This is a genomic window from Micromonospora sp. M42 (genome assembly GCF_000568915.1).
Lineage (GTDB): Bacteria > Actinomycetota > Actinomycetes > Mycobacteriales > Micromonosporaceae > Micromonospora > Micromonospora chalcea.
Genome location: NZ_KK037233.1, coordinates 5,008,135 through 5,027,628, shown reverse-complemented (window position 1 = coordinate 5,027,628; position 19,494 = coordinate 5,008,135). Strand labels below are relative to the sequence as shown.

Here is a 19,494-nt window from a genome sequence, read left to right as displayed (position 1 = left end):
TTGCCCCTTTTGCCGGGGCAGAAAGTGCAAGATCGCCGGGGAGAGGGCGAAGGGTGGGGAGGGAGGGTGGGTTACAGGGCCAGGCGGACTGCGGCGGTCAGGACGAGCTGGGCCAGGGCCAGGGGGACCAGGACCAGCCAGCAGAGGCGCTGGAGCTGGTCCTCGCGCAGCCTCGGGTAGCTCACCCGCAACCAGATGATCACGAAGGCGACGGCGAACACCTTCAGCAGCGTCCACAGCCAGCCGAGCTGCGCGTCGGCGAACGGGCCCTGCCAGCCGCCGAGGAACAGCACAGTCGTCAGCGCCGCGATCACCACGATGCCGACGTACTCGGCGAGCAGGAAGAACGCGAACCGCAGACCGGTGTACTCGGTCATGTAGCCGAAGACCAGCTCGGAGTCGGCCACCGGCATGTCGAACGGCGGGCGGCGGATCTCGGCCAGCCCCGCCACGAAGAAGATCACCATGGCCGGCGCCTGCCAGAGCAGCCACCACGGCTGCCACGCCTCCACGATGCCGGAGAGGCTGAGCGTGCCGGCCGCCATCGCCACCGAAGCGGCGGCCAGCACCAGCGGCAGCTCGTACCCGAGCAACTGGGCCGCGCCGCGCAGCCCACCGAGCAGGCTGTACTTGTTCGCCGACGCCCACGCGGACATGAGCACGGCCAACACGCCGACACCCACCACGGCGAGCACGAAGAACAGGCCGATGTCCAACGGCTGGGCCACCAGGTCACCCGGCCCGAGCGGGATGACGAGCAGCACCAGCAGGTAGGGCACCAGCGCCACCGCGGGCGCCAGCCGGAACACCTGCCGGTCCGCGTCGCGCGGGGTGACGTCCTCCTTCTGCACGAACTTGATGCCGTCGGCCACCAGTTGCGCCCAGCCGTGGAAGCCGCCCGCGTACATCGGGCCCAGCCGGCCCTGCATGTGCGCCATCACCTTGTGCTCGGCCTGGCCCACGATCAGCGGCAGCGTGAGGAACGCGACGAGCACGCCCGCCACGCGCAGGAGCAGCTCCAACCAGTCCGGCATCAGCTCTCCCCCGCCGCGTCGGGGTCCGGCTGCTGCCGGGGTGGACCGGTCGGCAGTTCCCCGGGCAGCGGCCGCCCGAGCGGACCCGCCTCATCGGCCGCCGGAGCAGCACCGGACCCCGCTTGCACCGCGCCGGTGGAGGGACGGGCAGCACGCGCCGGACGCTCCCGGGCCGGGCGGGCCGGCGTACCCCCGCGGGGGCCCTCACCGGCGCCCGCCGCACCCGCCGGCGTGGGCGTCGTGCCCCACTCACCCGGCGCGGGCACGCCCGGCGGCCGGACCGGCCGGCGGCCGCCGCCCGCCTCCGACTCGCCCGGCTCCTTCGCGCCGGGCCACGGCTTGGCGACCCGGGAGGCGAGGACGAACTCCTTGCGCAGCGGGTGCCCCTCGAACTCCGGCGGCAGCAGCAGCGGCCGCAGCTCGCCGTGGCCGGCGAAGTCGATGCCGAACATCTCGTGGGTCTCCCGCTCGTGCCAGGCCGCGCCGGGGAACAGGTCGACCACCGAGGCGACGACGGGCGCGTCGCGGGGCACCCGGGTGCGCAGCAGCAGCCCGTGCCGGTGCGCGACCGACCAGAGGTGCAGCACCACGTCGAAGCCGTCGGCCAGCTCGTCCACCGCCGACAGCCAGTCGAGGAAGTCGAGACCCAGCTCGGCGTCGTCACGCGCCGCACGCACCGCGTCCGCCCAGCTCGCCGGGGGTACGTCAACGGTGGCGCGGGCGTACCCCTGACCGCCGGAGACCGACGCGGTGGCCTCCACGGGCGCGAGCAGCTCGACCACCCGCCGGCCGACCTCTTCCGGAGTCATGCGCTGATCCTATGGCCGACGGCTGCGGACCGGGTCGGGCCGCCCGTGCCGGATCGTCGCTTTGCCGGGCGGACGGCGGGAGCGCGCGGGAGGATGAGGGACGTGCGCGCTGTGACTGTGACCCCCGGTGTCCCGGACTCGCTACGGCTGGTCGAGGACTGGCCCGAGCCGGCGCCCGAGGAGGGTGCGATCCTGGTGGAGGCGCTGGCGGTGGGCGTCTGCGGCACCGACCACGAGATCGTCGCGGGCGAGTACGGCGAGGCGCCGCCGGGCCAGGAGCGGCTGGTGCTCGGGCACGAGTCGCTGGGCCGGGTGCTGGAGGATCCGACCGGCACGTTGCAGCCCGGCGAGCTGGTGGCGGGCGTGGTCCGCCACCCCGATCCGGTGCCCTGCGCGAACTGCGCGGTGGACGAGTGGGACATGTGCCGCAACGGGCTGTACACCGAGCACGGCATCAAGGGACTGCCCGGTTTCGCCCGGGAACGCTGGCGGCTGCAGCCCAAGTTCGCGGTCGGCCTGGACCCGGCCCTCGCGTCGGTGGGCATGCTGCTGGAGCCGGCCAGCGTGGTGGCGAAGGCGTGGGACCACATCGAGCGGATCGGGCGCCGCGCCGAGTGGACGCCGAAGAGCGTGCTGATCACCGGGGCCGGGCCGATCGGCCTGCTGGCGGCGCTGCTCGGCAGCCAGCGTGAGCTGTCGGTGCACGTGCTGGACCGCAACACCACCGGCCCGAAGCCGGACCTGGTCCGGGCGCTGGGCGCCACGTACCACACGTCGTCGGTGACCGAGCTGGACGTGAAACCCGACGTGGTGATCGAGTGCACCGGCGCGCCGACGGTGGTGCTGGACGCCATGTGCAAGGCCGCGCCCACCGGGATCGTCTGCCTGACCGGTGTGTCCAGCGGCGGGCGGACCATCAACTTCGACGCCGGGGCGCTCAACCGGGAGCTGGTGCTGGAGAACAACGTGGTGTTCGGCTCGGTGAACGCCGGCCGGCGGCACTGGGACCTGGCCGCCGAGGCGCTCGCCCAGGCGGACCAGTCCTGGCTGACGTCGCTGATCACCCGCCGCGTACCGGTCTCGAACTACCGGGAGGCGTACGCCCGCACCGGCGAGGACATCAAGGCGGTGCTGGACTTCACGCAGTGAGGCGGGGCGCCGCGGTCGGCGCCCCGCGCCCTCAGATGCCGGGCAGCCGGCCGTTGCGGAACAGGTCCACGAAGAGCTGGTGGTCCTCGCGGGCCCGGATCCCGTACCGGTGCGCGAAGTCGACCAGGTAGTCGACGAACCCGTCCGGGTCGGAGTCGACGGCAGCGACGATCGCCTCCTCGGTGGAGTAGTCGACCAGGTCGTGGCTGGACTCGTCGTCGGCCACCGAGTGCATCCGGGCCACCGCGCGGCCCAGGTCGGCGAGCACCCCGGCCAGTTCCTCCGGCTCGTTCACGTCGGCCCAGTCGAGGTCCGCCGCGTACGGGGAGACCTCCGCGACGAGCTGGCCGACGCCGTCCAGCTCGGTGAAGCCCAGCCACGGGTCGGCGTGCGCCTGCAACGCGCGCTGCGACTCGGCGGTGCGGTGCCCCTGGTGCCGGAAGTACGACCGGACCCGCTCGTCGTCGACGTACCGCGCCACGGCCGGCACCTGCGCCTGCTTCATGTAGATGACGACGTCGTTCTCCAGCGCCTGGGTGTGCCCCTCCAGCAGCAGGTTGTACGACGGCAGCCCGGCCGACCCGATGCCGACGCCCTTGCGCAGCACCACGTCCTTGATGCCGGTGGCCACCGGGCGCAGCCGGGCGGCCGAGTCCGGCAGCGTGTGCAGGTAGTCGGCGAACGCGGCGCAGACCTTCTCCCGGGTGGCGTCGTCGATCTCGTGCACGCCGTCGCCGAGGGAGAACCGGCGCTCGTAGTTGTCGACGGTGGTCTGCGCGGCGAGCAGGTCCACCCGGGTGTTCAGCCGCGCCTGCTGGAGCACCCGGCGCAGCACGCCGTCGGCGTTGTCCAGCGTGATCGAGCCGATCGCGTCGTCCCCGCCGGCCGCGATGGCCCGCAGCTCGGCCAGGTACGACCGGGCGAAGCCGGTGACCAGTTCGCCGATCACCCGGTCGGAGAGGGCCTTCGCGTAGCCGATCAGCGCCACGCTCGCCGCGAGGCGCTTCAGGTCCCAGGTGAACGGCCCGACGTACGCCTCGTCGAAGTCGTTGACGTTGAACACGAGCTGCCCGGAGGCGTTCATGTAGGTGCCGAAGTTCTCGGCGTGCAGGTCGCCGTGGATCCACACCCGGCTGGTCCGTCCGTCGAGGAACCGGTCGCTGCCGAAGTCGCCGCGCTGGTCGGCGTAGAACAGCGCCGCGCTGCCCCGGTAGAACGCGAACGGTGACGCGGCCATCTTGCGGAACTTACGGCGGAACGCCGCCGGGTCGATCGCCATGGACGCGCCGAACTCCTCGGTCAGCACGTCGATGATGAATGCGGAGCGCTTCTCCGCGAAGTCGGTCATGAGCCGCAGGCTAGACCGGCGGCGCCACCCGACGGCTCAGCCGAGCGGCGGACGGACCGGCGGCGCGGTCAGCGCCTCGACCGGCCGCGCCACAGCGTCCGCCGGAGAGGCGAGCGCGTCGGGGCGGGCCACGCCGCCGACGCCGGACTGCTCGGCGGCGATCTTCTCCTGGAGGCGCAGGATGCCGTGCAGCAGCGCCTCCGGGCGCGGCGGGCAGCCGGGCACGTACACGTCGACCGGGATGAGCTGGTCGACGCCCTTGGTGACCGAGTAGGAGTCCCAGTACGGGCCGCCGCAGTTGGAGCAGGCGCCGAACGAGATCACGTACTTCGGTTCGGGCATCTGGTCGTAGAGCCGCTTGACCGCCGGGGCCATCTTGTCGGTGACGGTGCCGCTGACCACCATCAGGTCGGCCTGCCGGGGGCCGTGGGCGAACGGGATCACGCCGAGCCGCATGAAGTCGTGCCGGCCCATGCTGGTCGCGATGAACTCGATGGCGCAGCAGGCCAGGCCGAAGTTGAACACCCAGAGCGAGTAGCGGCGGCCCCAGTTCAGCACGAACCGGATCGGCTCGCCGAGCACGCCCGGCAGCTGCATCTCCGACCTCCCGCTGTCCGTGAACCCCGAGCAGACAGTCAACCACAGCGGTCCGGTGTCGTACCCACGACAGGGAACCCGGGCAACTGTCCCCGGGGCCGGCGGGTGTCTTCACTGTCGGGCGGACGGAACCACCGCCGCCCACCACGGGGATCACGGAGGACCTGTCATGACCACACGTACGGCACGAGTCGCCACCGCGCTGCTGGCCGGGGCGGCAGCGCTGTTCGCGCTGGCCACGCCCGCCGCCGCCACGAGCGGCACCGCGGCGGCACGGCTGACCGTCGACACCGGGCCGCTGGTGCTGACGCCCACCGACCGGGGGTACGTCGGCACGCTGACCGCGACGATCAGCAACCGGGGCCGGGCCGACGGCGTCGCCGACCTGCGCATCACCGAGCCGGCCGGTGCCTCGTTCATCGGCCTCGACGACGGCACGCCGTGGTTCACCGAGGACCTGGTGGACAACCGCCGGGTCATCGGCAGCTTCGGCGGCCGGGTCGCGGCGGGCGACAGCCGGGCCCTGAGGCTCAACTTCCAGGTCTGGACGACCGCACGCGCCTACCCGATGGTCGCGCCGGGCGGCTCGATCGCGGTGGTGCCGGCCGGCGGCACCCGGGTCGCGGACCGCGACTTCTTCCCGACCGTGTTCCGGTCGACCTCGGGCAGCGTCCGCGCGCCGCGCGTCTACCGGCAGGCCACCGAGACGGACCTGACCGTAAACGGTCGTGACGTGACGCTGACCCGCCAGGCCGACGGAAGCCTGCTGGGCCGGATGCCGGTGACCGTGCGCTACGGCAACGACGCGCCGTCGTTCCGGCTCGCCGCGCGGGCGGCCCTGCCCGCCGGGGTCGAGGTCTGGGGCACCGACCCGCAGGACCTGCCCAGCTTCCCGGACTCGTTCGACGTCCCGGGCGGCCGGTTCATGCCCGGCGAGGAGCGCACGTTCGACGTCGTCCTGCGGGCACCGGCCGGAACGCCGGCCGGCGTGCTGGGCAGCGGCACGTTCACCGTCGAGGCCCGCTACGTGAACGAGCCGGTCGCAGACGTCGACCCGGCGGACGACACCACCACGTTCAGCGTCGGCGCGGCCGGCTGAGACACCGCACGACGCGGCCCGCCCGAATCCGGGCGGGCCCCGTCCGCGTCACCAGGCCGGGCGCTGGAGCAACCCGACGAACTCGGCGAGCAGCCGCTCCCGCAGCCGGGCCGGCGCGGCGTCGAGCAGCGTGTTGACCACCGCCATCCGCTCCGGCGCACCGGCGTCGGCCGCCAGGCCGAGCCCGCCCGCCAGCCCGGCCACCAGATCGGGGGTGAGCGCCTCCGGGGTGAGGCTGCCGGCCAGCGCCAGCAGCTCCGGCGGCAGCACCACCGGCCCGGCGGCGCGGGCCGCCGCGACCGCCTCGGCCAGCGCCGGGCCGAACTCGGCCACCCGGGGCGCCACCGCCGCGGTCACCGTCAGGTGCACGCTGGCCGGCAGATCGGCGTACGTGAGCTGGGGCTGGGTGTGCCAGCCACGCTCGGTCAGCTCGTCGACCAGCACGAACAGGTCGAGCCCCGGATCGTCGCTGGTGAAGCAGACGACAGTGGTCTCCGGTTCGGCCATCAGCCGCAGCCCGTCGGTGGCCCGGATCGCGTCGGCGAGCCCGGCGACCGCGTCCCGGGTGGCGGCGGCAAGCCGCAGGTACCCGTCCTCGCCGAGGTGCCGCAGCGTGGCGTACGCGGCGGCGATCGGCCCGCCGGAGCGGGTGGAGGCGATCACCGGGTTGACCATCGTGTACCCGGGCCAGTCCGCGTACGCGAAGAACTGCGGGGCGCGCAGCGCCGGATCGCGGTGCAGCAGCACCGAGACGCCCTTCGGCGCGTACGCGTACTTGTGCAGGTCCACCGAGATCGAGGTGACCCCCGGCACGGCGAAGTCGAACGGCGGCACCGGCGCGCCGAGCCGCCGCAGCCAGGGCAGCGCCCAGCCGCCGAAGCAGGCGTCCACGTGGCATCGCACCCCGGCCGCCTCCGCGACGGCGGCGATCTCCGCGACGGGGTCGACCACCCCGTGCGCGTACGACGGCGCGGACGCCACCACCAGCACGGTCTCCGGGCGGATCGCGGCGGCCACCGCTGCCACGTCCGGGCGCAGCGTCACCGGGTCGACCGGCACCGTGTCCAGCGCGACCCGCAGGTAGTGCGCCGCCTTGGCGAACGCCGCGTGCGCGCTCGCCGGCGCCACGATCCGCGGCTCGGTCAGGTCGGGGCGGGCGTCCCGGGCCGCCTTGACGGCGAGCAGCAGCGACTCGGTGCCGCCACTGGTGACGCTGCCGACGACATCCGGCGCGCCGGTGCCGGGGCCGCCGCCGAGCAGCCGGGCGGCGGCGCCGACGAGCGCGTTCTCCATCGCCAGCAGCGACGGGAACGCGGTCGGGTCGAGGCCGTTGACGTGGGCGCTCTGCGCGTACGCGGCCTGCGCCAGCTCGTCCAGACCGGCCACGCCGGGGTCGTAGACGTACGCGAACAACCGCCCGCCGTGCGTGGGCCGGTCGGCGTCCCGCAGCGCGCGGATCTCGCCGAGTACGTCCGCCGCGGGCATCCCCTGGGCGGGCAGCGCACCGGCGCCTGCCGTGTCGGTCATCGGGTGGTTCCTCTCGTGGACGGGGTGCTCACGCCCGCGCGGCCGGCGCGGCGTCATCGGCCTCGGGTGCGGCGGCGGTCAGCTGGGCCGGGGTCAGGGTGTAGCCGCGCAGCAGCACCAGCGGGATCGCCACCAGCAGGGCGGGCAGCACGGTGAAGCCGAGCAGCACGCCGAGACGTGCCGTGTCGGACTGGGCGGCGGCGGTACCGGTGGACGAGGAGACATAGCCGGACAGCTGGAGCACCAGCCCGTAGATGCCCGGCCCCAGCGCCAGCCCGAACGTCTCCCCGGCGGTCCACAGCCCGGTGAACACCCCGGCCTGCCGGCGCCCGGTGCGCGCCGTGTCGTACGCGATGCAGTCCGGCAGCATGGCCAACGCGAACACCTGCTGGCCCGCGTACCCGACGCCGATCACCGCGACCACCGCGTAGGCCGCGGCGGCGGGCAGCGCGGGCGCGGCGACCAGGGCCAGCGCGCCCACCGCGAAGATCAGCGACGCGGCGACCAGCGACGCCCGCTTGCCCAGCCGGGCGCCGGCCCGCGACCACAGCGGCATGACCAGCAGCGCGGGTGCCACGAAGCAGGCGAACAGCAGCGTCGGGCCGCTGTCCGGCTCGCGCAGCACCTGGCCGGCGAAGTACTTCACCCCGGCCAGCACGGTGGCCACCCCGGCGGACTGGATCACGAAGCAGATCAGCAGCACCCGGAACGGCCGGTTGCCGGTGGCGACAGCGAGCTGGGCGGCGCAGGCTTCGCTCGCTCTCCCCCACCGTGCAGTCGGGGCGGAACCGGGTGCCCAGGAACACGCCGACGGTGCCGGCGACGATCAGCGCGGCGACGAACAGGCCCATCCACCGGTGACCCGGGCACGCCGTCGCCGCCCGCGCTCACCACGGCCGGGGCCACCGCGCCGGAGACCAGGATGGCCAGCGCCAGCACCGCGATCCCGCCAGGTCATCAGCCGGGTACGCTCCGCCGGGTCGGCGGTCAGCTCGACCGGCATCGCCACGTACGGCACCTGGAAGAACGCGAACGCGGTGGCTGTCGCCAGGAACGCCAGCGCCACGTACGCGGCGGCGGCCGGACCGTTCGCGAACGGCGCCGCGAAGATCGACGCGAACAGCACGGCGAGCGCCAGCCCGCCGACCAGCAGGTACGGACGGCGGGCGCCCCAGCGGGAGCGGGTCCGGTCGGAGATCCGCCCGGCGACCGGGTTGACCAGCACGTCCCACGCCTTCGGCAGGAGCACCAGCAGCGCGGCCAGCCCGGCGGCGACGCCGAGCGTGTCGGTGAGGTACGGCAGCAGGAGCAGCCCGGGCACGGTGCCGAACGCGCCGGTGACCAGGGAACCGAGCGCGTATCCGAGGTGCACCCGGCGGGGCAGGCCCGAAGCTGTCATGGAGCCGAATGCTACTCACGTTATGGCTCGCGTCACATCCCCTCCCGGACGCTGCTTGTTCGATGCCGCCAGGCGCTCGCGAGTCGCAACAAGCCGCAGGTCGGCACCGTTACCCTGTAGGGCATGGACCCGGCCCGATCCGTTCGCAGCTCGCGGGCACCGTACGAGGCCCGCCCCGGCCGCCGTGCGGTCGTGGTCCCCGCCCTGAGCGAATTGCAGGGCCCGGTCACCGGCATCGTCGAGTTGCCCCACCGGCTGTTCTGGCAACCCGACCGGCACGTCGACCTCGACGTTCCGGGGCTGCTCGCCTGGATGTACGAGACGGTGCTCACCGAAGCCGTTCATCCCGACGAGCTGCGCACCTGGCTGCACGGACCCACCCTCGTCCGGCTGTGGCCCGAGCTTTACGTGCCCCGCGGTGTCCGCCGCGCCTGGGAAGAGAGCCACCCGGTGCTGCGCGCCCGGGACGTCGCCGCCTGATGTCACCCGCGCCGGACCCGTTCCAGCACGAGGTCGCCCGTATCGCGCTCGCCGTGGCCGGCCGACACGGCTTCGCCCTCGCCGGCGGCCAGGCCCTCATCGCCCACGGCATCGGCGCCCGTCCCACCGAGGACGTGGACCTGTTCACCGATCTCGACGGCGGGGTCACCGCAGCCGCCGAGCTGGTGCACGCCACCCTGCTCGATGCCGGGTTCCAGGTCGAGACCATCGCCGAGCCCACCGAGCTGGACGATGTCTTCTACGGCTTCGAACACGACATGACCGAGTTCGAGGTTCGCCGCGACGACCGGACCGTACGACTGCAACTCGTGCGCTTCGCGCGCAGCGCCAGCCCGATCGTGCTCGACGTCGGGCCGGTGCTGCACCTGGACGACGTGATCGGCACCAAAGTCGCCGCCATGGTGACCCGTGCTCAACCCCGCGACTACATCGACGTAGCCGCCGCGCTCCGCCGGTACAGCAGGAACGACCTGGTGGACCTCGCACGGCGTGCTGACCCGGCGCTCACCGACGAAGAGTTCCAGGACGCGCTGCAGCGCCTCGACCGCCTCCCCGACACCGTCTTCGCGCTCTACCGCCTCACCCCGGCTGAGATCCACGACCTCCGGCACGCGTTCTCCGAGTGGCCGCGATGACTCGGCCCCGTTGAGCGGAGTCGCGATCGATCGACCGGCCGCCTCCGACGCGGTCGGGTCACCCCTCGTCCGGCGACCAGGACGCCGCCGCCAGGTCCACACGGTCCCCACGCAGCGGGCACCCCTCGGCGAGCAGCCTCTCCCGCGCCTTGCGCTCGTGACCCGGCGGCAGCCGGCCGGCCGAGTTCACCACCCGGTGCCACGGCACGCCGCCCCCGTGCCGCGCCATGATCGAGCCGACCAGCCGCGGCGACGCCCGCCCGGAGCGGTCGGCGAGCGCGTCGGCCACCGCCCCGTACGACATCACGCGGCCCGGCGGGATCCGCTCGACAAGTGCCAGCACCGCCTCGACGTACTCGTCAGGTGTCACGAGCTGCCACGATATGGGAACGCGCCGCGGCGTCACAGACCGCAGCGCGCAGAATGGTCGGGTGCGCGAAGCAGTCACCTCGGCCCGCCGGATCGTCGTCAAGATCGGTTCGTCCTCGCTGACCACCGCGACCGGCGGCCTGGACGACGCCCGGGTCGACGCGCTCGTCGACACGCTCGGCGGGCTGGCCGCCGCCGGACGCGAGGTGGTGCTGGTCTCCTCCGGCGCGATCGCCGCCGGCCTCGCCCCGCTGCGGCTGCCCCGGCGCCCGCGCGACCTGGCCACCCAGCAGGCCGCCGCCAGCGTCGGGCAGGGCCTGCTGATCGGACGGTACGCTGCCGCGTTCGCCCGGCACGGCCGCACCGTCGGGCAGGTGCTGCTCACCGTGGACGACGTGACCCGGCGCGCGCACTACCGCAACGCGTACCGGACGCTGCGGAAACTGCTCGACCTGCGGGCCGTGCCGATCGTCAACGAGAACGACACGGTGGCCACCGAGGAGATCCGGTTCGGCGACAACGACCGCCTCGCCGCGCTCGTCGCCGCGCTCGTCGACGCCGACCTGCTGGTGCTGCTCTCCGACGTCGACGCGCTCTGGACCGGCAACCCGGCCCGCCCGGGCAGCACCCGCATCACTGAGGTGCACGGCGAGGGTGACCTCGCGGGCGTGGACATCGGCGGGGCCGGCCGGGCCGGGGTGGGCACCGGGGGCATGGTGACGAAGGTGGAGGCGGCCCGCATCGCGACCGGCTTCGGCATCCCGGTGGTGCTGACCGCCGCGCCGCTGGCCGCGCCGGCGCTGGCCGGGGAGCCCGTCGGCACGTACTTCCACCCGAGCAGCCGCCGTCCCGCCGCGCGTCTGTTCTGGCTGGCGCACGCGACCGCGCCCCGGGGCCGCCTGCACCTCGACCCGGGCGCGGTGCAGGCGGTGGTGGGCCGCCGCAAGTCGCTGCTGCCCGCCGGCATCACCGCCGTCGACGGCGCGTTCACCGCCGGGGACCCGGTCGACCTGGTCGACACCGCCGGCGCGCCGGTGGCCCGCGGGCTGGTCAACTACGACGCGGTGGAACTGCCCGGCCTGCTCGGCCGTTCCACCTCCGAACTCGCCGCGGCGCTCGGCCCGGCGTACGAACGTGAGGTCGTCCACCGCGACGACCTCGTCCTGCTGTAAGCAAGGGCCCCTTATTAACAGACGTCTGTTAATAAGGGGCCCCTCCTTAAAACACCTCCGAAGGAGTACGCACGATGAGCGTCGTCGAGCAGGCCCGGCGAGCCCGGGACGCGGCGGAAGCCCTGGCCACGGCCACCCGTACCGTCAAGGACGCCGCGCTGCACGCGATGGCCGACGCGCTCGTGGCGCGTACCCCCGAGGTGTTGGCGGCGAACGCCGCGGACCTGGCGGCCGGGCGCGAGGCCGGGCTGTCCGCGGCCGTGCTGGACCGGCTCGCGCTCGACGAGGGCCGGGTGGCGGCGATCGCCGACGCGCTGCGCCAGATGGCCGCGCTGCCCGATCCGGTCGGTGAGGTGGTACGCGGCTCGACGCTGCCGAACGGCCTGGAGCTGCGCCAGATCCGGGTGCCGTTCGGGGTCGTCGGCATCGTCTACGAGGGCCGGCCGAACGTGACAGTCGACGCGGCCGGGATCTGCCTGAAGTCCGGCAACGCGGCGCTGCTGCGCGGCTCCTCGTCGGCCGCGCACTCGAACGCGGCGCTGGTCGCGGTGCTGCGCGACGCGGTCGCCGGCGCCGGACTGCCGGCCGACGCGGTGCAGCTGCTCGACTCCAGCACCCGCGACTCGGTCAAGGAGCTGATGCGCGCCCGCGGCCTGGTCGACGTGCTGATCCCGCGCGGCGGCGCGTCGCTGATCCGCGCCGTGGTCGAGGAGTCGACCGTGCCGGTGATCGAGACCGGCGTGGGCAACTGCCACGTGTACGTCGATGCCGCCGCCGACCTCGGCAAGGCGCTTGCGGTCACGCTGAACGCCAAGACCCAGCGCCTGTCCACCTGCAACACCGCCGAGTCGCTGCTGGTGCACCGCGACGTCGCGGACGCGTTCCTGCCGGCGGTGCTCGCCGCGTTCGCCGAGGCCGGGGTGACCGTGCACGGCACGCCCGAGGTGGCCGCCCACTCCGACGCCGTGGTGCCGGCCACCGAGGAGGACTTCGGCACCGAGTACCTCTCCGCCGACATCTCCGTCGCCGTGGTCGACTCGCTCGACGCGGCGGTCGCGCACATCCGCCGGTACGGCACCGGCCACACCGAGGCGATCGTCACCGACTCGCAGCGGGCGGCCCGGGAGTTCGTGGCCCGGGTGGACTCGGCCGCAGTCATGGTCAACGCGTCCACCCGGTTCACCGACGGCGGCGAGTTCGGATTCGGCGCGGAGATCGGCATCTCGACGCAGAAGCTGCACGCGCGCGGCCCGATGGGCCTGCCGGAGCTGACCAGCACCAAGTACGTGGTGACCGGCGACGGTCACCTACGCTGACCGACCTTGCCCGTTGTGGCGCGCCAGCGCCACCCCCGCACTTTGATGCCACCACCTCCCCGAACTGGGGCGGGCACACGCCGGTACGGGGAGGTGGCGGTATCCCGGCACCTCTGATGCCGCCACTTCCCCGAACTGGTGTTGATCATCAGCTGGCCGGGCTAGGCGATCTGGAGTGGATCTCCGTCGGCCGGTGCGGCGGGGTCGACCGGCGGAACTGTGCCGGGCTGCGGCGGTGCGGCGATCACCTGGGCGGTGGGCTCCGATGGCGGCGTGACCAGCGGAGGCAAACCCGGGGACACCGGGGCGGCCGGTGGCACCGCAACCGCCGGAGGCAGAGCGGGCGGCACCGGGCCGGGCAGCAGCTCCGACACCAGCTGCGCGGCAGGCCCGGCGCTCTCGTCGGGAAGCAGATCGGGCGTGACGATCCAGGCGGACCACGGCGCCGGCCCGCTGTCCGCACCGGCCGACACCTCAGCACCGGCCGACGGATCAGGCCCTGCTCCCGATCCGGGCATCGCATCCGGCCCGGTGTCCGGACGGAACCAGGTATCCGGCCCGAGACCCCGGGCCGGAAACAGCTCCGGCGCGCCGTCCGACAGCGCGGGCGCGATCCCGGCCGACGGGTCGGTGCCGAAACTGGACGACAGGTCGGAGCCGAAGCCCGCCGAAGGGTCGGAAGCGGGACCCGCCGATGCGACCGATGCCTCGGCCGGGCCGGTCAACGGGCGAGCCGGGCCGGTCAACGGGCGAGCCGGGGCGGGCTGCGGAGACACGGGCGCAGGCGACACGGGCGTGGAGGCGGGCGGCCCAGAGTCGGGCGCGGGCGGCCCAGAGTCGGGCGCGGGCGGAGGAGACGTCGATGCGGGGAGCCGGCGCGGGCGCGGGGCCGGCACCGCGGGCGGCGGGGGCAGCTCGGCGGGGCGCGGCGCCACGAACGGCGCGCCGGCTACCGGGGCCTCGGGCGTGTTCGGACGGCACGCCCGGATCGCCCGCAGCGTGGTGTGCACGTCGAACTGGTGGCCGTCGTCGCTGTCCCAGCCGCCGTCGCTGCGCTGGGTCTCGGCGAGCCGCCTGCGCGCGGACACCAGCAGCCACTGCTCCTCGCCGACGTCGACCCGGCGCAGCGTGGCGGCGAGCCAGGCCACGTCGGCCGGGGACATCCGGGGGATCCGGTCGGCCAGCACCGCCTGGATGCGCGCCGACTCGTAGTACATCTGCTGGCGGTGCAGCACCGCGGCGGCGAGCCAGCCGGCGGGCAGGAAGGACGGCCAGCTTCCGTCCGGGGCGAGCTGGGCGGCGAGCGCCTGGGCCGCCGCCTGCACCACACCGGCGTACGCGCCGCCGACCCGGTGGTCCAGCGGCCCGGCGGCCCGGGCGTCCAGCCCGGCCACCGTGAGCCAGAATCCGGCGTTGGCGGTCTGGTAGAGCCGGGCCTCCGGATCGCCGGGGGTGGCCCATTCGGGGGCGAGCCCGGCCAGCGACGGATCCTCGTCCCAGCCGCCGTCTGGTAGCTGCCGGGCGGCCAGCCAGTCCAGCGCGTGCCGGGCCGCCGGGCGGCCGAGCGCGCCGAGGTCGTCCAGCTCGGCCAGGCGGAAGCAGGTCGCGTCGATCGAGGCGACTTCGCCGTCGAGTACGGCGGGCCAGCCGCCGCCCGGCGCCGGCCCGGACTCGGCGGCGTCGAGCACGTCGGACGGCACCGGAGCGCCGGTGCGCAGCCGGGAGAGACGGGCGCGGTCCACCGCGTCTCCGTGAGCGACGACGAATCCGATCGCCGCGTCCAAGTCCACCACGGCCCTGACGGTACTGGCGCGGCCGGGGTTACGCCTCGGTAGCTCGGTCAGGGCCGGTACCGCCCACCGGTCGCCGAACGCATCCACCTGCGGGTCGGGCGACCAGGCGTTTGTCCACGCCACGGGGTACGGAAAGCACGACGGGCCCGCCCGGGGAACCGGGCGGGCCCATCGACGCGACTCAGTACGACGGCAGGGACGGGTCGATCTGCTTGACCCAGGAGAGCACACCGCCCTGGACGTGCACGGCGTCGTTGAAGCCGGCCGCCTTCAGCGCGGCGAGCGCCTCGGCCGAGCGGACGCCGGACTTGCAGTGCAGCACGATCTGCCGGTCCTGCGGGAACTTCGCCAGCGCCTCGCCGGAGAGGATCTCGCCCTTGGGGATGAGCGTCGAGCCGGGGATGCGGACGATCTCGTACTCGGCGGGCTCGCGCACGTCGACCAGGAAGATGTCCTTGCCGGAGTCCTGCCAGTCCTTCAGCTCCAGCGCGGTGATGGTCGAGTCGACCACCGCCTCCTGCGCCTCGTCGGAGACCGCGCCGCAGAAGTCCTCGTAGTCCTCCATGAGGTCGGTGAGGGTCGGGTTCTCGCCGCAGAGCACGCAGTTCGGGTCCTTGCGGACCTTGATCTTGCGGTAGCTCATCTCCAGGGCGTCGTAGACCATCAGCCGGCCGACGAGCGGCTCACCGATGCCGGCGAGCAGCTTGATCGCCTCGTTGACCTGGATCGACCCGATGGACGCGCAGAGCACGCCGAGCACGCCGCCCTCGGCGCAGGAGGGGACCATGCCGGGCGGCGGGGGCTCCGGGTAGAGGCAGCGGTAGCAGGGCCCGTGCTCGGCCCAGAACACCGACGCCTGGCCGTCGAAGCGGTAGATCGAACCCCAGACGTACGGCTTGCCGAGCAGCACCGCGGCGTCGTTGACCATGTACCGGGTGGCGAAGTTGTCGGTGCCGTCCACGATCAGGTCGTACCGGGAGAAGATGTCCCGGACGTTCTCCCGGTCCAGCGCGGTGTTGTGGATCTCCACGTTGACCAGCGGGTTGATCTCGCGGATCGACGCGGCGGCGGACTCGGCCTTGGAGCGGCCCACGTCGGAGACGCCGTGGATGACCTGGCGCTGCAGGTTCGACTCGTCGACGGTGTCGAAGTCGATGATGCCGAGCGTGCCGACACCGGCCGCGGCCAGGTAGAGCAGGGCCGGCGAGCCGAGGCCGCCGGCGCCGACACAGAGCACCCGAGCGTTCTTCAGCCGCTTCTGCCCCTCGACCCCGACGTCCGGGATGATCAGGTGGCGCGAGTATCGGCGGATCTCGTCTACGGTCAGCTCGGCGGCGGGTTCGACGAGCGGGGGCAACGACACGGTGGACTCCCCGGGATCGGCGGTGTGACCGCGCCATTGTCGCTCGCCCGGGCGGGGATCGGCCATGATGAGGGACACTCGGCCCGAACTGCGGGACCGGGAATAACTCAGACCCCGTCGGTGGGCTCGCCGGAGTATCGGGCCCCGTCGACGTACGGCCAGGCGTTCGGCAGGCAGCCGTCCAGCCCGTACGTCTGCTGCTGCATCACCGGGGCGGGCGCGCCGGGCGCCGGGCACGCCTGGTGCAGCTCACCGAACTCGTGCCCGACCTCGTGGTTGATCACGTAGGTCCGGTAGACGTCCAGCGGGGCGCCGTAGTCGGGCACCGCCGTCATCCAGCGGGCCAGGTTGAGCACGACCCGGCCGGGCAGCCGGCAGGAGGTGTACCGGTCGGTGCGCAGTCCGCCCTCGGCGCACATCCGCTCCGAGGTGACGGGGGTGGCGAGGTAGACGGTGAAGTCGGCGGCGGCCGCCTCGGGCACCCGCTGCACCCGCAGTTCCCCCGACGCGATCCAGCTGCGCGGGTCGCCGAGCACCGCGTCCACGGTGGCGGCGAAACCGTCGGCGTCCTGCCCCGTACCGTGCTCGACCTCGACCCGGTAGCGGCGCAGCGGCCCGGCGTGTCCGCGTACCGGGGACCGGCCCTGGGCCACGGCGAACGTGCCGGGGCCGGCGGTGGGGTAGCCGGTCGGCGGCGCGGCCGGGACGTCGGCCTCGGCGGCCCCGCGGGCGAGCGACGGCTCGGCCGCGAGCGACGTCCCGCCGGGCCCGGGGGCGTTCAGCCGGGTGACGCCGACCGCTCCGCTGCCGGCGGCCAGCAGCATCGCCAGCAGCAGCACCGAGCGGCGGCGACGACGGCGCATGCGGCGCACCGTGGGACGCTCGGCCGGGTGACGGGGCGGCGGTCGGCGGCGCGGCTCGGCAGGCATGTCGTAAGGGGACGACGAGGTCATGACACCAGCGTGCCATGCAATTCGGGCATTTAGCTGCTTTTGCCGCCTATGCCGCGAATGTTCTTCACGAACCGGCGGTCACAGGCTCGGCCCGGCATACCGCTTCCCGCCCACGTAGGGCCACGGGTTCGGGCGGCAGCCGTTGAGGAAGAGCGTCTGCTGCTGCATCACCGGCGCGGCCCGCCCCGCCCGCGGACACCCCTCGTGCCGGTGCCCGAGCTGGTGGCCCACCTCGTGATTGATCACGTAGAGCCGGTAGTCGTCGAGCGTCATCCCGGCGGCGACGAGGTGCGGCGCGGAGGTCCGCCACCGGTCCAGGTTGATCACCACCTTGCCCGGAACCCGGCAGGACGTGTACGGCACGCCGCCCACGCGGATGTCGATCCCGCCCGCGCCACACAACCGCCGCGCCGTCTCCCGGGTGGCCAGGTAGATCGTGAAGTCGTACCCGCTGCCCGGCCCGACCCGCTGCAACCGCAACCGGCCGCCGTCCACCCAGCTCCCCGGGCCGGCCAGCGCCCGCTGCACCGCATCGCCGAAGTCGCGGACCTGCTCGCCCGAGCCGTTCTCGACCGCCACCCGGTACCGCTGCAGCGGCCCGGATCGGCCCAGCACCCCGCCGGGCCGGTCGTCGTAGCCGAAGCTGCCCCGCCCCTTCGCCGGCCCCGGGTCGGACAGCGTCAGCACCGGCGGCGGCGAGGAACTGGGCGTCACCACCGGCGACGGGGACACGCTCGGCGGCGTCCGCGTCGGCGCCGGAGGCTGGGCCACGAACCCGTCGGTGACCCGCGTCCCCGCCCCCGCCGACGGAAGTTGCAGCGCCGCGCCGACGCCGACCGCGGCGACGGCGAGGAAGGCGCACACCACGAGGGCGGAGCGCCAGGGACGAGCGGAGGCCCGGGACCGGGCGGTGCGGGGAGGGCGTGAGCTGGGCATCCGGCTCAGCCTGCCATGTCGCGCCCCGTTCCGCTCTCCCCCGCACCGGCGTCCGGCGACGACGGCTCGCCGAGCAGCCCCAGCACCGCCCGCGCCACCGTCCGCGGGACCTCCAACTGCGCCACGTGCCCGACGCCGTCGAGCATCAGCAGCCGGCTGTCCGGGATCACGCGGGCCGCCTGCGGCGCCACCCGGACGTCGACCAGGCGGTCCTGCCTTCCGCCCACCACCAGCGTGGGCGCCCGCACCGCCGCCGCCTGCCGCCACAGCGCGCCCTCCCCCGGCAGGTACGAGCGCAGGAAACTGCCGACCAGTCCCCGGAAGGTACGCACGTACGCGGCGGCGTGGTGCGCGGCCTCGTACCGGACCCGGATCTCGTCGATCGCCTCCTGCCGGCGCTGCTCGCTGATCCGGGTCAGATCCGCGACGCACGCCTCCATCACCTGCTGCGCCGCCACCTCGGGCGTGAACTGGGCCAGCCGCCAGGCGGCCAGCCGCTCACCACGGGGGATCGCCAGCAGCGGAAGCATCCGCCCCTGCAACGAACGCCGGAAGTCCAGGAACGGCAGGGCCGGCGAGATCAGGGTGAGCGTGCGGACCAGGTCCGGCCGCAGCGCCGCCACCCGGACCGAGATCGCGCCGCCGAGCGAGTTGCCGAACAGGTGCACCGGCCCCCGGTCGGTGTGCTCGATCCAGCGGATCACCCGGTCGGCGAAGGCCGGGATGGTGTAGCGCGGTCCGGGCTCGCTGCGCCCGAAGCCGGGCAGGTCGATCGCCTGGCCGTCGAGCCGGCCGGCGAGCAGGCCGGCCAGGTCGGTCCAGTTCTGCGCGGACCCGCCGAGGCCGTGCACGTACAGCGCCGGTTCCGCGCCGGGCCCGGTCGCCGGGGTCTCCCGGACGTGCACGAGCGTGCCGTCGAGCCGGACGTGCCGGCCGGGCCAGGGCGGCGGGACCTCGTGCGCGGGGAGGCTGTGCTCCGGCCAGAGTGCGGCGCGTTTCATGTCTCCAGTCTTCCCCGCGCGCGCCGTACCGCACACCGTTCAGGCGAGCAGCGCCTCCAGCCGCCGGTTCACCGCCGCCAGCGTGGCCCGCACGACCGCCTGCCGGGGATCCCCGGCGACCAGGGCCGACCCGGCCAGTTGCTCCACCCAGCCGTCGCAGACCAGCAGCACGACAACGGTCGCCACCTCGCAGTTGCCGAACGGCACCACGGCGGCGTGCTCCACGAAGCACCGGCCGTGCTCACCGGCCGGGACGCCCCGGCCGAGCAACTCGTCCACCGCCGCGGCCGCCGCCACCGCGCACAGCCGCAGCACGTACCCGTCGACGGCCGGTCCGGTCGCGTGGCCCTCGGCGGTCCGGTCGCCCGCGATCAGGCGGACCTCAGTGGTGGCGTCCAGGCCGAACGTGCTCACCAGGACGTGCTCGATCACCACCCGGGGGCCCCGGGCGCGCCGCCGGTGTCGAGCGGTCGCGACGGGCGCGGTCTCCGTC

The 19,494-nt window shown here is 74.1% G+C and carries 16 protein-coding genes and 3 pseudogenes; 6 read left to right on the top strand and 13 right to left on the bottom strand.

Annotated elements, in window-relative coordinates; genetic code table 11:
• Positions 1 to 71: 71 nt before the first annotated feature.
• Together nuoH and MCBG_RS23160 are read right to left on the bottom strand one after the other, a co-directional pair.
• Entirely contained in the window at positions 72 to 1,034 is a 963-nt protein-coding gene (gene nuoH, locus MCBG_RS23165; RefSeq protein ID WP_030502945.1) for an NADH-quinone oxidoreductase subunit NuoH, read from the bottom strand.
• Positions 1,034 to 1,843, bottom strand: coding sequence for an NADH-quinone oxidoreductase subunit C (locus MCBG_RS23160; protein ID WP_043328202.1), 810 nt, complete (start codon positions 1,841 to 1,843; stop codon positions 1,034 to 1,036). Before MCBG_RS23160 ends, nuoH begins: the two co-directional genes overlap by 1 nt.
• Before the next feature lie 102 nt (positions 1,844 to 1,945).
• Between MCBG_RS23160 and MCBG_RS23155 the strand changes: the two genes are divergently transcribed.
• Positions 1,946 to 2,992: a glucose 1-dehydrogenase gene (locus tag MCBG_RS23155; protein ID WP_181373739.1), complete on the top strand. Its 1,047-nt coding sequence runs from the start codon at positions 1,946 to 1,948 to the stop codon at positions 2,990 to 2,992.
• A gap of 31 nt (positions 2,993 to 3,023) precedes the next feature.
• Here MCBG_RS23155 and MCBG_RS23150 read toward each other — a convergent pair whose 3' ends face one another.
• Positions 3,024 to 4,340: a DUF2252 domain-containing protein gene (locus tag MCBG_RS23150; protein WP_043328199.1), complete on the bottom strand. Its 1,317-nt coding sequence runs from the start codon at positions 4,338 to 4,340 to the stop codon at positions 3,024 to 3,026.
• A 36-nt stretch (positions 4,341 to 4,376) separates the two neighbouring features.
• A complete protein-coding gene (locus MCBG_RS23145) occupies positions 4,377 to 4,937 on the bottom strand; it encodes an NADH-quinone oxidoreductase subunit B (protein WP_043328197.1) in 561 nt (186 codons plus the stop codon).
• Between the two features lie 169 nt (positions 4,938 to 5,106).
• Between MCBG_RS23145 and MCBG_RS23140 the strand changes: the two genes are divergently transcribed.
• Entirely contained in the window at positions 5,107 to 6,036 is a 930-nt protein-coding gene (locus MCBG_RS23140) for a hypothetical protein (protein ID WP_043328195.1), read from the top strand.
• Positions 6,037 to 6,084: 48 nt separating this feature from the next.
• Here the strand turns inward: MCBG_RS23140 and MCBG_RS23135 are convergent, their stop codons facing one another.
• On the bottom strand, positions 6,085 to 7,563 hold the full coding sequence (locus MCBG_RS23135) for a pyridoxal phosphate-dependent decarboxylase family protein (protein WP_043330921.1): 1,479 nt from the start codon (positions 7,561 to 7,563) through the stop codon (positions 6,085 to 6,087).
• A 28-nt stretch (positions 7,564 to 7,591) separates the two neighbouring features.
• Positions 7,592 to 8,962 (bottom strand): annotated as a pseudogene (locus MCBG_RS35310) (MFS transporter).
• A gap of 123 nt (positions 8,963 to 9,085) precedes the next feature.
• On the opposite strand from MCBG_RS35310, the gene MCBG_RS23125 reads away from it, so the two are divergent.
• Both MCBG_RS23125 and MCBG_RS23120 read left to right on the top strand, forming a co-directional pair.
• Entirely contained in the window at positions 9,086 to 9,442 is a 357-nt protein-coding gene (locus tag MCBG_RS23125; RefSeq protein WP_043328193.1) for a hypothetical protein, read from the top strand.
• A complete protein-coding gene (locus MCBG_RS23120; protein ID WP_043328191.1) occupies positions 9,442 to 10,098 on the top strand; it encodes a nucleotidyl transferase AbiEii/AbiGii toxin family protein in 657 nt (218 codons plus the stop codon). The genes MCBG_RS23125 and MCBG_RS23120 overlap by 1 nt, the downstream gene beginning before the upstream one ends.
• 58 nt (positions 10,099 to 10,156) lie before the next feature.
• On the opposite strand, the gene MCBG_RS23115 is transcribed toward MCBG_RS23120, so the two are convergent.
• Complete coding sequence (locus tag MCBG_RS23115) at positions 10,157 to 10,468, bottom strand: MGMT family protein (protein WP_043328189.1); 312 nt, start codon at positions 10,466 to 10,468, stop codon at positions 10,157 to 10,159.
• A 13-nt stretch (positions 10,469 to 10,481) separates the two neighbouring features.
• Here MCBG_RS23115 and proB point away from each other — a divergent pair, with 13 nt between their 5' ends.
• Together proB and MCBG_RS23105 are read left to right on the top strand one after the other, a co-directional pair.
• A complete protein-coding gene (gene proB / locus MCBG_RS23110) occupies positions 10,482 to 11,639 on the top strand; it encodes a glutamate 5-kinase (protein WP_051611346.1) in 1,158 nt (385 codons plus the stop codon).
• A gap of 74 nt (positions 11,640 to 11,713) precedes the next feature.
• Positions 11,714 to 12,955 carry a glutamate-5-semialdehyde dehydrogenase gene (locus MCBG_RS23105; RefSeq protein WP_043328186.1) on the top strand — a complete coding sequence of 414 codons (1,242 nt, stop codon included), beginning with the start codon at positions 11,714 to 11,716 and terminating at the stop codon, positions 12,953 to 12,955.
• 974 nt (positions 12,956 to 13,929) lie between these two features.
• Here MCBG_RS23105 and MCBG_RS35305 read toward each other — a convergent pair.
• The 6 genes and pseudogenes from MCBG_RS35305 to MCBG_RS23075 all read right to left on the bottom strand — a co-directional run.
• A pseudogene (locus MCBG_RS35305) lies at positions 13,930 to 14,799 on the bottom strand (hypothetical protein); the annotation flags it as partial.
• Between the two features lie 130 nt (positions 14,800 to 14,929).
• Positions 14,930 to 16,177 (bottom strand): adenylyltransferase/sulfurtransferase MoeZ, encoded by a 1,248-nt coding sequence (gene moeZ, locus MCBG_RS23095; protein ID WP_176722780.1) that lies wholly within the window; start codon positions 16,175 to 16,177, stop codon positions 14,930 to 14,932.
• Positions 16,178 to 16,218: 41 nt separating this feature from the next.
• The gene (locus tag MCBG_RS23090) at positions 16,219 to 17,064 is read right to left on the bottom strand and encodes a DUF3152 domain-containing protein (protein ID WP_043328182.1); all 846 of its coding nucleotides are present in this window, start codon (positions 17,062 to 17,064) and stop codon (positions 16,219 to 16,221) included.
• Between the two features lie 78 nt (positions 17,065 to 17,142).
• Positions 17,143 to 18,000 carry a DUF3152 domain-containing protein gene (locus MCBG_RS23085; protein WP_043328179.1) on the bottom strand — a complete coding sequence of 286 codons (858 nt, stop codon included), beginning with the start codon at positions 17,998 to 18,000 and terminating at the stop codon, positions 17,143 to 17,145.
• Positions 18,001 to 18,005: 5 nt separating this feature from the next.
• The gene (locus MCBG_RS23080; protein ID WP_043328177.1) at positions 18,006 to 19,001 is read right to left on the bottom strand and encodes an alpha/beta fold hydrolase; all 996 of its coding nucleotides are present in this window, start codon (positions 18,999 to 19,001) and stop codon (positions 18,006 to 18,008) included.
• Positions 19,002 to 19,040: 39 nt separating this feature from the next.
• A pseudogene (locus MCBG_RS23075) lies at positions 19,041 to 19,494 on the bottom strand (hypothetical protein); the annotation flags it as partial.

Bases quoted from the DNA above. Each gene is read 5' to 3' on its own strand.
- nuoH (WP_030502945.1), bottom strand. From the start codon at position 1,034: ATGCCGGACTGGTTGGAGCTGCTCCTGCGCGTGGCGGGCGTGCTCGTC.
- MCBG_RS23160 (WP_043328202.1), bottom strand. From the start codon at position 1,843: ATGACTCCGGAAGAGGTCGGCCGGCGGGTGGTCGAGCTGCTCGCGCCC.
- MCBG_RS23150 (WP_043328199.1), bottom strand. From the start codon at position 4,340: ATGACCGACTTCGCGGAGAAGCGCTCCGCATTCATCATCGACGTGCTG.
- MCBG_RS23145 (WP_043328197.1), bottom strand. From the start codon at position 4,937: ATGCAGCTGCCGGGCGTGCTCGGCGAGCCGATCCGGTTCGTGCTGAAC.
- MCBG_RS23140 (WP_043328195.1), top strand. From the start codon at position 5,107: ATGACCACACGTACGGCACGAGTCGCCACCGCGCTGCTGGCCGGGGCG.
- MCBG_RS23135 (WP_043330921.1), bottom strand. From the start codon at position 7,563: ATGACCGACACGGCAGGCGCCGGTGCGCTGCCCGCCCAGGGGATGCCC.
- MCBG_RS23125 (WP_043328193.1), top strand. From the start codon at position 9,086: ATGGACCCGGCCCGATCCGTTCGCAGCTCGCGGGCACCGTACGAGGCC.
- MCBG_RS23120 (WP_043328191.1), top strand. From the start codon at position 9,442: ATGTCACCCGCGCCGGACCCGTTCCAGCACGAGGTCGCCCGTATCGCG.
- proB (WP_051611346.1), top strand. From the start codon at position 10,482: ATGGGAACGCGCCGCGGCGTCACAGACCGCAGCGCGCAGAATGGTCGG.
- MCBG_RS23105 (WP_043328186.1), top strand. From the start codon at position 11,714: ATGAGCGTCGTCGAGCAGGCCCGGCGAGCCCGGGACGCGGCGGAAGCC.
- moeZ (WP_176722780.1), bottom strand. From the start codon at position 16,177: ATGGCCGATCCCCGCCCGGGCGAGCGACAATGGCGCGGTCACACCGCC.
- MCBG_RS23090 (WP_043328182.1), bottom strand. From the start codon at position 17,064: ATGACCTCGTCGTCCCCTTACGACATGCCTGCCGAGCCGCGCCGCCGA.
- MCBG_RS23085 (WP_043328179.1), bottom strand. From the start codon at position 18,000: ATGCCCAGCTCACGCCCTCCCCGCACCGCCCGGTCCCGGGCCTCCGCT.
- MCBG_RS23080 (WP_043328177.1), bottom strand. From the start codon at position 19,001: ATGAAACGCGCCGCACTCTGGCCGGAGCACAGCCTCCCCGCGCACGAG.